Raw genomic sequence first — 6,885 nt, 5'->3', positions numbered from 1 at the left:
CGCCATCGCCTACAACGGCCGCAGGCTCCACCGCCTGCGGCTCCCCGCTTGACCCCCTCGCCACCCAACAAACCACCGGCAAACCCAAATCCGACAGGCTGCTAGCTTGTTGTTTGATCGAGCAAACACCTCCCAGCAGGTGATTCCACCTGATCGCAGTTTGCTCTAGCCCGTCTGCCCCAGCACCTCCGCCACCTGCCGCTGCCAAGTCTCCCAGGCCGCATCGGCCGCCGCCCCGGCGCGCTCGGCGGCGAGGCTCGCCTGGTTGAGCCGCCGCCGCGCCTCCTCCCGCTCCGCCCCGCTGCGATCCTCCGCCGCCGCCCGTGCCCGGCCGAGCGCCGCCTCCGCCACCCCGTACTGCCGGATCGCCCCGCGCGCCGCATCCAGCAGCCGCCGCGCCTCGCCGAGCCCGGCGACCACCGCCTCCAGCGCCGCCCGCCCAGGCGCATCGGCCGGCAGCCGCTCCAGCACCGAGCGCAGGGTCTCGAGGCTCCCGGCACCTCCCGGCAGCCGCCGCAGGCTCGCCTCCACGTCGATCTCCCGCCAGCGCAGCAGCACCGGGTCGCCGAGCCCCTGGTCGAGGATTGGCACCTCGGCCCGCCCCTCCCGCTCCCAGGCGAAGCGCAGCGTCGCCGGCTGGCCCTCCAGCACCGCCTCCGTCCGCAGGCCGAAGTCGCCCTCGGCGGCGACGGCGAAGAGTGGCCGCGCCCCAACCCGCCGCGGCAGGTCCACCACCATCCGCCCCCGCGCCCCGCGCGGATCGACGGCCAGCGCCACCTCCTCCCGCCGGATCGAGGCGAGCACGACGACACCGCGCCGCAGTTCCACCCCGACCGGCCGCTCGGCGCTCGCCGCGCTCGAGCTCATCGCCACGTCGCGGTCGCGCGTGAAGGCCAGCAGCCGCTGCTCCCCCGGCAGCACCGCCCGCAGCTCCGCATCGCCGAGATAGGCCCCGGCCGCGTCGAAGACCGCCGCCAGCCCATCCGGCAGCACTGGCCCGCCCTGGTTGCGCAGCCGCACCGCGCCGAGCGGGTTGCGCGCTCCGGTATCCTGCACCCACCAGACCCGCTCCGCCGCCAGCCTCGCATCGAGGAAGGGCAGGTTCGCCGTTTCCCCGCCGCGGATCGAGACGGGGGAGGGGAGGGTGAAGGCAACCCGCCCCGCCGTGCTTTCCGCCGCCGCCTGCGGCAGCGCAGCGACCGGCGCCGCGGCGACGGGGGCGGCCTCCGCCTCCATCCGCATCGCCCGCGCCGCCGGCGCCGGGGCCATGGCGGCCACGGGCGGCGGCGGCCGCGGCCCGGTATCCGCCGCGACCCGCACCTGCTCCGCCGCTCGCACCGGCAGCTCCGGCCGCTCCACCCGGATCGGCGTGTAGAGCGCCTGCCGGTAGGCCGCCGGATTGCCCGAGACGAGGGAGAGCCGCACCCCCGCCCAATCCGCCCCCGAGCGGTTCTCGACAACCGCCCAGCCCTGCAGCCGCGCCTCGCCCGCCGCCTTCGGCAGCAGCAGCCGGTAGGAGGGCTTCCAGAGCGGCGCCCCCGTCACCGTGGCGAAGGAGACCTCCCGCGCCGCATCCGCGCGGAGGCGGAGCTCCACCTGCCGCTCATCCGCCGAGCGTGCCAGGGCCAGCGCCTCAGCCGCCCGGGCGATGCGCGCCGCGAGCCCGGCATCGGTGAGCCGCACCTCCTCGCCCTCGCGCAGCAGCAGCAGCCGCAGCCCCGTCTCGCCGAGGAGGGAGACGCGCAGCCCGCCCTCCGCCTCCTCAGCATCGGCCAGCCGCCCGGTGCTGCCGCCGGCCTGCACCGCCTGGCCCCGCAGCGCCCGCAGCAGGCTCGCCCGGCTCTCGAAATCGGCCGGCTTCAGCGGCAGGCCGCGGAAGGCCTCCGCCTCGATCTCCTGGGCCGGCAGCAGCAGGCCCTCGACCACGCCGGTCGGGTCGCGGACCACCAGGGTCTTCAGCACGTCGTCGACATCCTCGGCGGGCACGCGGAAGGTGATCGCCGCCCCGGCCTCCAACCGCCCGCCGCGCTCGATCTCGGCGAGGCCGGCATTGGAGAGGGTGACCGCCCGCACCGGCAGCTCCTCCGCAAGCGCGGGGGAGGCGAGGCAGACAGCCAGCAGCAGGGCGCGGCGCATGGGGGGCTCCGGGGAGGTTATCCGAGACCCATCCTAGCCGATCCCCGCAACAACCCCATCGCCCCCGCGAGGCCCGCCAGCGAGAAGCCGAGCCCCATGGCGAAGACCGCCAGATGGCTCTCTCCCGTCGCCGCGAAGAGCGCCGCCAGGCCGAACCCCACCACCGTCTGCGTCACCGCGAAGGCGGCGGTGCAGCGCACCCAGAGCCCCGTCGCCCGCGCCCCCGCGACCTCCCGGCAGACGGTGAGTGTCACTGCCGTCACCCCGACGGCGGCGAAGCCCGCCGCCGCGGCGGCCGGCAGCACCAGCACCGGCCAGGGCGGCAGGGTCAGCGCCAGCGCCGCGGATTGCACCCCGAGCCAGATCGCCAGCGCCTGCCGGCCGCCGATGCGGTCCGTCACCCGCCCCGAGAGGATGCCGCCTGCGACCCCGACCAGCCCGAAGACCAGCCAGACCGCCGCCCCGATCCCGAGACCCAATCCACGACCGCGCGCCGCGAGATCGGCCAGATACACCATCGGCGGCACCATCCCCGCCGCATGCAGCCCGTAGGTGGCGACGAGGAGCCGCGCCCGCGGCGCGGCCGCCGCTGCCTCGCCGGTCAGCGCCATGCTCGGCCAGCGCGGATGGGCGAAGCCCCAGAGCCCGAGCACCAGCCCCGCCAGGCCCAGCCAGGCCAACGGCAGCCCGCCCGGCAGCAGCGCCGGCACCGCGACCGCCCCCGCCGCGATCCCGAGCCCGACGCCGGCGATGACGACGCCCCCTGCCGCCCCGCGCCGCTCCGGCGCCACCGAGGCCTGGGTCGCCGGCCCGGCCAGCGCCATCAGCAGCCCGCCGCCGATCCCGGCCAGCGTCCGCCAGGTCAGGAACCAGGCGAAGCCGCCATTCCAGGCGCAGGCCGCCAGCGCCACCACCACCAGCCCCATGCCGCAATCGAGCAGCCCCGGCACGCCGAGCCGCCTGGCCATGCCCCGCCCGCCCAGTATCCCGATCAGGTAGCCGAGCAGCGCCGCCGCTCCGAGCGTGCCCGCCTGCCCGCCATCCACCCAGCCCGCCGTCACCATGGCGGGGAAGAGCGGCACATAGGCGAAGCGGGCGAGGCCGTTGCCGGCGGCCGTGGCGGCCGCGCCGGCCAGCGCATGTCGGAGGAAAGGGCTCACGGCAGCCAGCCTAGGCGCCAGCGGCAGCCCGGGCGACGCGCCATGAAACACGAAATAGGATAGTTAATATAAGCCGATTTATCCCACGATCGTGCGTGCGGGGCCCTTGTTGCCTACAGGCCAGGTCGTTAAATAGCCGGAAACCATCCCAGCGCGCAGGATATCGTCCCGATGAGCACCAAGGCGAAGGCCCGCCCCGCCACCGCCCCCGTGGTCTTCACCGCCAACCGCCTGCGCGACGGCCGCGTCGTCTGGCTCGGCAGGGAGGGCCTGTGGCGCGACCGCATCGCGGAGACTGCCCCCTTCGCCCCCGAGACCGCCGAGCAGGGCCTCGCCCTCGCGCAGGGCGGCGAGCGCGCCCAGCAGGTGGTCGGCGTCTATGCGGTGGAGGTCGACCCGGTCGGCCCCACCCCCCTCAAATTCCGCGAGCGCCTGCGCGTGCAGGGCCCGAGCGTCGCAGCCGAGGCCGCCTGAGCATGAACGCCCTGACCTACCCGCCCCACGCCCGCACCTACCGCTACGACGAGATCGACCGCGAATTCCTCCGGGAGCGCATCGCCGAGTTCCGCGGCCAGGTGGAGCGCCGCCTCGCCGGCGAGCTGACCGAGGACGAGTTCAAGCCGCTCAGGCTCATGAACGGCCTCTACCTCCAGCTCCACGCCTACATGCTCCGCGTGGCGATCCCCTACGGCCTGCTGAACAGCGCCCAGCTCCGCCAGCTTGGCCGGATCGCCCGCCGCTGGGACCGCGGCTTCGGCCACTTCACCACGCGCCAGAACATCCAGTTCAACTGGACGAAGCTGGAGGACGTGCCGGCGATGCTCGAGGCGCTCGCCGAAGTGGACATGCACGCCATCCAGACCAGCGGCAACTGCATCCGCAACACCACGACGGACGAGTATGCCGGCGCCAGCCCGGACGAGGTGGTGGACCCGCGCGTCTATGCCGAGATCCTCCGCCAGTGGTCGACGCTGCACCCGGAGTTCACCTGGCTGCCGCGCAAGTTCAAGATCGCCATCACCGGCAGCCCCAACGACCGCGTCGCCGCGCAGGTGCACGATGTCGGCGTGCTGGCCAAGCGCAATGCGCGCGGCGAGGTCGGCTTCGAGGTGCATGCCGGGGGCGGCCTCGGCCGCACCCCCATCCTCGCCCGCAAGCTGCGCGACTGGGTCCCCGAGTCCGAGTTCCTCGCCTACATGGAGGCGGTTCTCCGGGTCTATAACTCGCTCGGCCAGCGCGACAACATCTACAAGGCCCGCATCAAAATCCTGGTCCGCGACCTCGGCGACGAGTTCACCCGGATGGTCGAGCGCGAATACGAGCGCATGCCGCGCGACAAGTACCGGCTCGACCCCGAGGTCGTCGCCGCCATCGCCGCGCATTTCGCCCCGCCCCCCTTCGCCGCGCTCGAGGACCAGCCGCTGCCGGAGGACCCCGAATTCCGCCAATGGGCCGCGGCCAGCGTCCGCGCCCACAAGCAGCCGGGCTACGCCTCCGTCACCATCTCGCTGAAGCCGATCGGCGGCATCCCCGGCGATGCCAGCGCCGAGCAGATGGAGGCCGTCGCCGACCTCGCCGAGCGCCACTCCTTCGGCGAGATCCGCGTCACCCATGTGCAGAACCTCGTCCTGCCACATGTGCGCCAGGAGGACCTCCTCACGCTCTGGCAGGGCCTCCGCGCCGCCGGGCTGGCGACGCCGAATATCGGCCTGATCAGCGACATCATCGCCTGCCCGGGGATGGACTACTGCGCGCTGGCGACGGCCCGCAGCATCCCCGTCGCGCAGCGCATCAGCGAGCGCTTCGCCTCGCTCGACCGCCAGCACGACATCGGCGAGTGCTTCATCAACATCTCCGGCTGCATCAATGCCTGCGGGCATCACCACGTCGCCCATATCGGCATCCTCGGCGTCGACAAGCGCGGGGAGGAGGTCTACCAGGTCACCCTCGGCGGCTCGGCGACCAACGACGCCGCCATCGGCGAGCTGATCGGCCCGGCCTTCTCCTACGGCGCCATCGTCGACGCGGTGGCGACGCTCATCACCACCTATGTCGCGCACCGCGCGCCGGGCGAGCGCTTCATCGACACCTATCGCCGGATCGGCGCCACGCCCTTCAAGGACGCCCTCTATGCCCCTGCTTGAGGATGGCCGCCTGCGGCCCGACGACTGGACCAGCATCGAGGACGACGCCCCGCTCCCCGATGGCCCCGCCATCGTCAGCCTCGCCCGCCTCCGCGCCGAGGGCGATGCGCTCGCCGGCCGCAACGCCCCGCTCGGCGTCGCCCTCGCCCCCGACGCGCAGCCGGAGGAGGTCGCGCCTTTCCTCCTCCGCCTCGCCCTCGTCGCGCTGCGCCTGCCGAAGGCCAAGGATGGCCGCGCCTTCACCCAGGCCCGGAGCTTGCGTGAGCATCACGGCTTCACCGGCGAGATCCGCGCGACCGGTCATGTCCTCCCGGACCAGTACGCCATGCTGCTCCGCTGCGGCGTGAGCACGGTCGAAGTCGCCGAGGGCACGAGGCCCGAGACCTGGGCGCGCTCGCGTGACACCATCCGCGTCGCCTACCAGGCCGCGCAGGGCGCGGACCGGCCGCTCTCCCTCCTCCGCCGCAAGCTGGAGCTCGCCTGATGCGCCGCCGCAGCCTCCTCGCCCTCGCCGCCGCGAGCCTCGCCACCCCCGCCTTCGCGCAGGCCTGGCCGCATGAGCGCAGCATCCGCATCATCGTCCCCGTCGCCGCCGGCGGCAGCCAGGACATTGTCGCCCGCCTCGTCGCGCGCCACCTGACCGATGCGCTCGGCCAGAACGTCGTGGTCGAGAACCTGCCCGGCGCCGGCAGCAATATCGGCTACGAGGCCGCCTCCCGCGCCAGGCCGGACGGCTACACGCTACTTGCCGGCTCCGACAGCCTCTCCATCAACCGCACCCTCTTCCCCGGCCTCAGCTTCGACCCGGTCGAGGGATTCGCGCCTGTCGCCCGCGTGGTCCGCGTGCCGCAGATCCTCGTCGTCCGCGCCGACAGCGGCGCGGCGACGCTGGCCGATTTCCTCGCCGCCGCCCGCCGCGGCGCGGTCGCGGTCGGCACGCCCGGCAATGGCAGCCTCGCCCATCTCCTCGGCGAGCAGATCCAGGCCGCGGCGGAGGTGCGCTGGACGCACATCCCCTATCGCGGCGGGGCGCTGGCGGTGAACGACCTGCTCGGCGGCAGCCTGCAGGGGGTGATGATCAATATCGGCGCGGTGACGGACCATGTCCGCGCCGGCCGCATGCGTGGCCTCTTCGTCTCCAGCGCCGAGCGCGCCCGCGGCCTGCCCGATGTCCCGACCCTCGCCGAGGCCGGCATGACCGGCGCGGAGGCCGTGGGCTGGCACGGCATCGTCGCCCCGCGCGGCACCGACCCGGCGATCGTCGCCCGCCTCGACGCGGCGATCGGCGAGGTCGTGGCCAGGCCCGATGTCGCCGAGCGCATCGCCGCCCTCGGCCTCGAGCCGGTGAACGAGGGCCCCGAGGCCCTCGGCACCCTCATCCGCGCCGATGCCGAGCGCTGGGCCGCGACCATCCGCCGCGCCCGCATCCAGCCGGACTAGCCTGG

General features: G+C 74.2%; 6 protein-coding genes. 4 read left to right on the top strand and 2 right to left on the bottom strand.

The window, feature by feature from the left end:
- Positions 1 to 165: 165 nt before the first annotated feature.
- Both AC5JJ1_RS01925 and AC5JJ1_RS01920 read right to left on the bottom strand, forming a co-directional pair.
- Complete coding sequence (locus tag AC5JJ1_RS01925; protein WP_495783412.1) at positions 166 to 2,136, bottom strand: DUF4139 domain-containing protein; 1,971 nt, start codon at positions 2,134 to 2,136, stop codon at positions 166 to 168.
- A 17-nt stretch (positions 2,137 to 2,153) separates the two neighbouring features.
- Positions 2,154 to 3,296: a YbfB/YjiJ family MFS transporter gene (locus AC5JJ1_RS01920; RefSeq protein WP_495783411.1), complete on the bottom strand. Its 1,143-nt coding sequence runs from the start codon at positions 3,294 to 3,296 to the stop codon at positions 2,154 to 2,156.
- Between the two features lie 171 nt (positions 3,297 to 3,467).
- Here AC5JJ1_RS01920 and AC5JJ1_RS01915 point away from each other — a divergent pair, with 171 nt between their 5' ends.
- Genes AC5JJ1_RS01915 through AC5JJ1_RS01900 form a run of 4 tightly spaced genes read left to right on the top strand, consistent with a single transcriptional unit; the run spans position 3,468 to position 6,880 of the window.
- Positions 3,468 to 3,770 carry a DUF2849 domain-containing protein gene (locus tag AC5JJ1_RS01915; protein ID WP_495783410.1) on the top strand — a complete coding sequence of 101 codons (303 nt, stop codon included), beginning with the start codon at positions 3,468 to 3,470 and terminating at the stop codon, positions 3,768 to 3,770.
- Between the two features lie 2 nt (positions 3,771 to 3,772).
- A complete protein-coding gene (locus AC5JJ1_RS01910) occupies positions 3,773 to 5,440 on the top strand; it encodes a nitrite/sulfite reductase (RefSeq protein ID WP_495783409.1) in 1,668 nt (555 codons plus the stop codon).
- On the top strand, positions 5,427 to 5,924 hold the full coding sequence (locus AC5JJ1_RS01905; protein ID WP_495783408.1) for a DUF934 domain-containing protein: 498 nt from the start codon (positions 5,427 to 5,429) through the stop codon (positions 5,922 to 5,924). Before AC5JJ1_RS01910 ends, AC5JJ1_RS01905 begins: the two co-directional genes overlap by 14 nt.
- Positions 5,924 to 6,880 carry a Bug family tripartite tricarboxylate transporter substrate binding protein gene (locus AC5JJ1_RS01900; RefSeq protein ID WP_495783407.1) on the top strand — a complete coding sequence of 319 codons (957 nt, stop codon included), beginning with the start codon at positions 5,924 to 5,926 and terminating at the stop codon, positions 6,878 to 6,880. Before AC5JJ1_RS01905 ends, AC5JJ1_RS01900 begins: the two co-directional genes overlap by 1 nt.
- The last annotated feature ends 5 nt before the right edge of the window (positions 6,881 to 6,885 follow it).

This window comes from Belnapia sp. (assembly GCF_059504005.1).
Note: the sequence above shows the minus strand (reverse complement) of the source record. Positions and strands in the feature narration are given on the sequence as shown.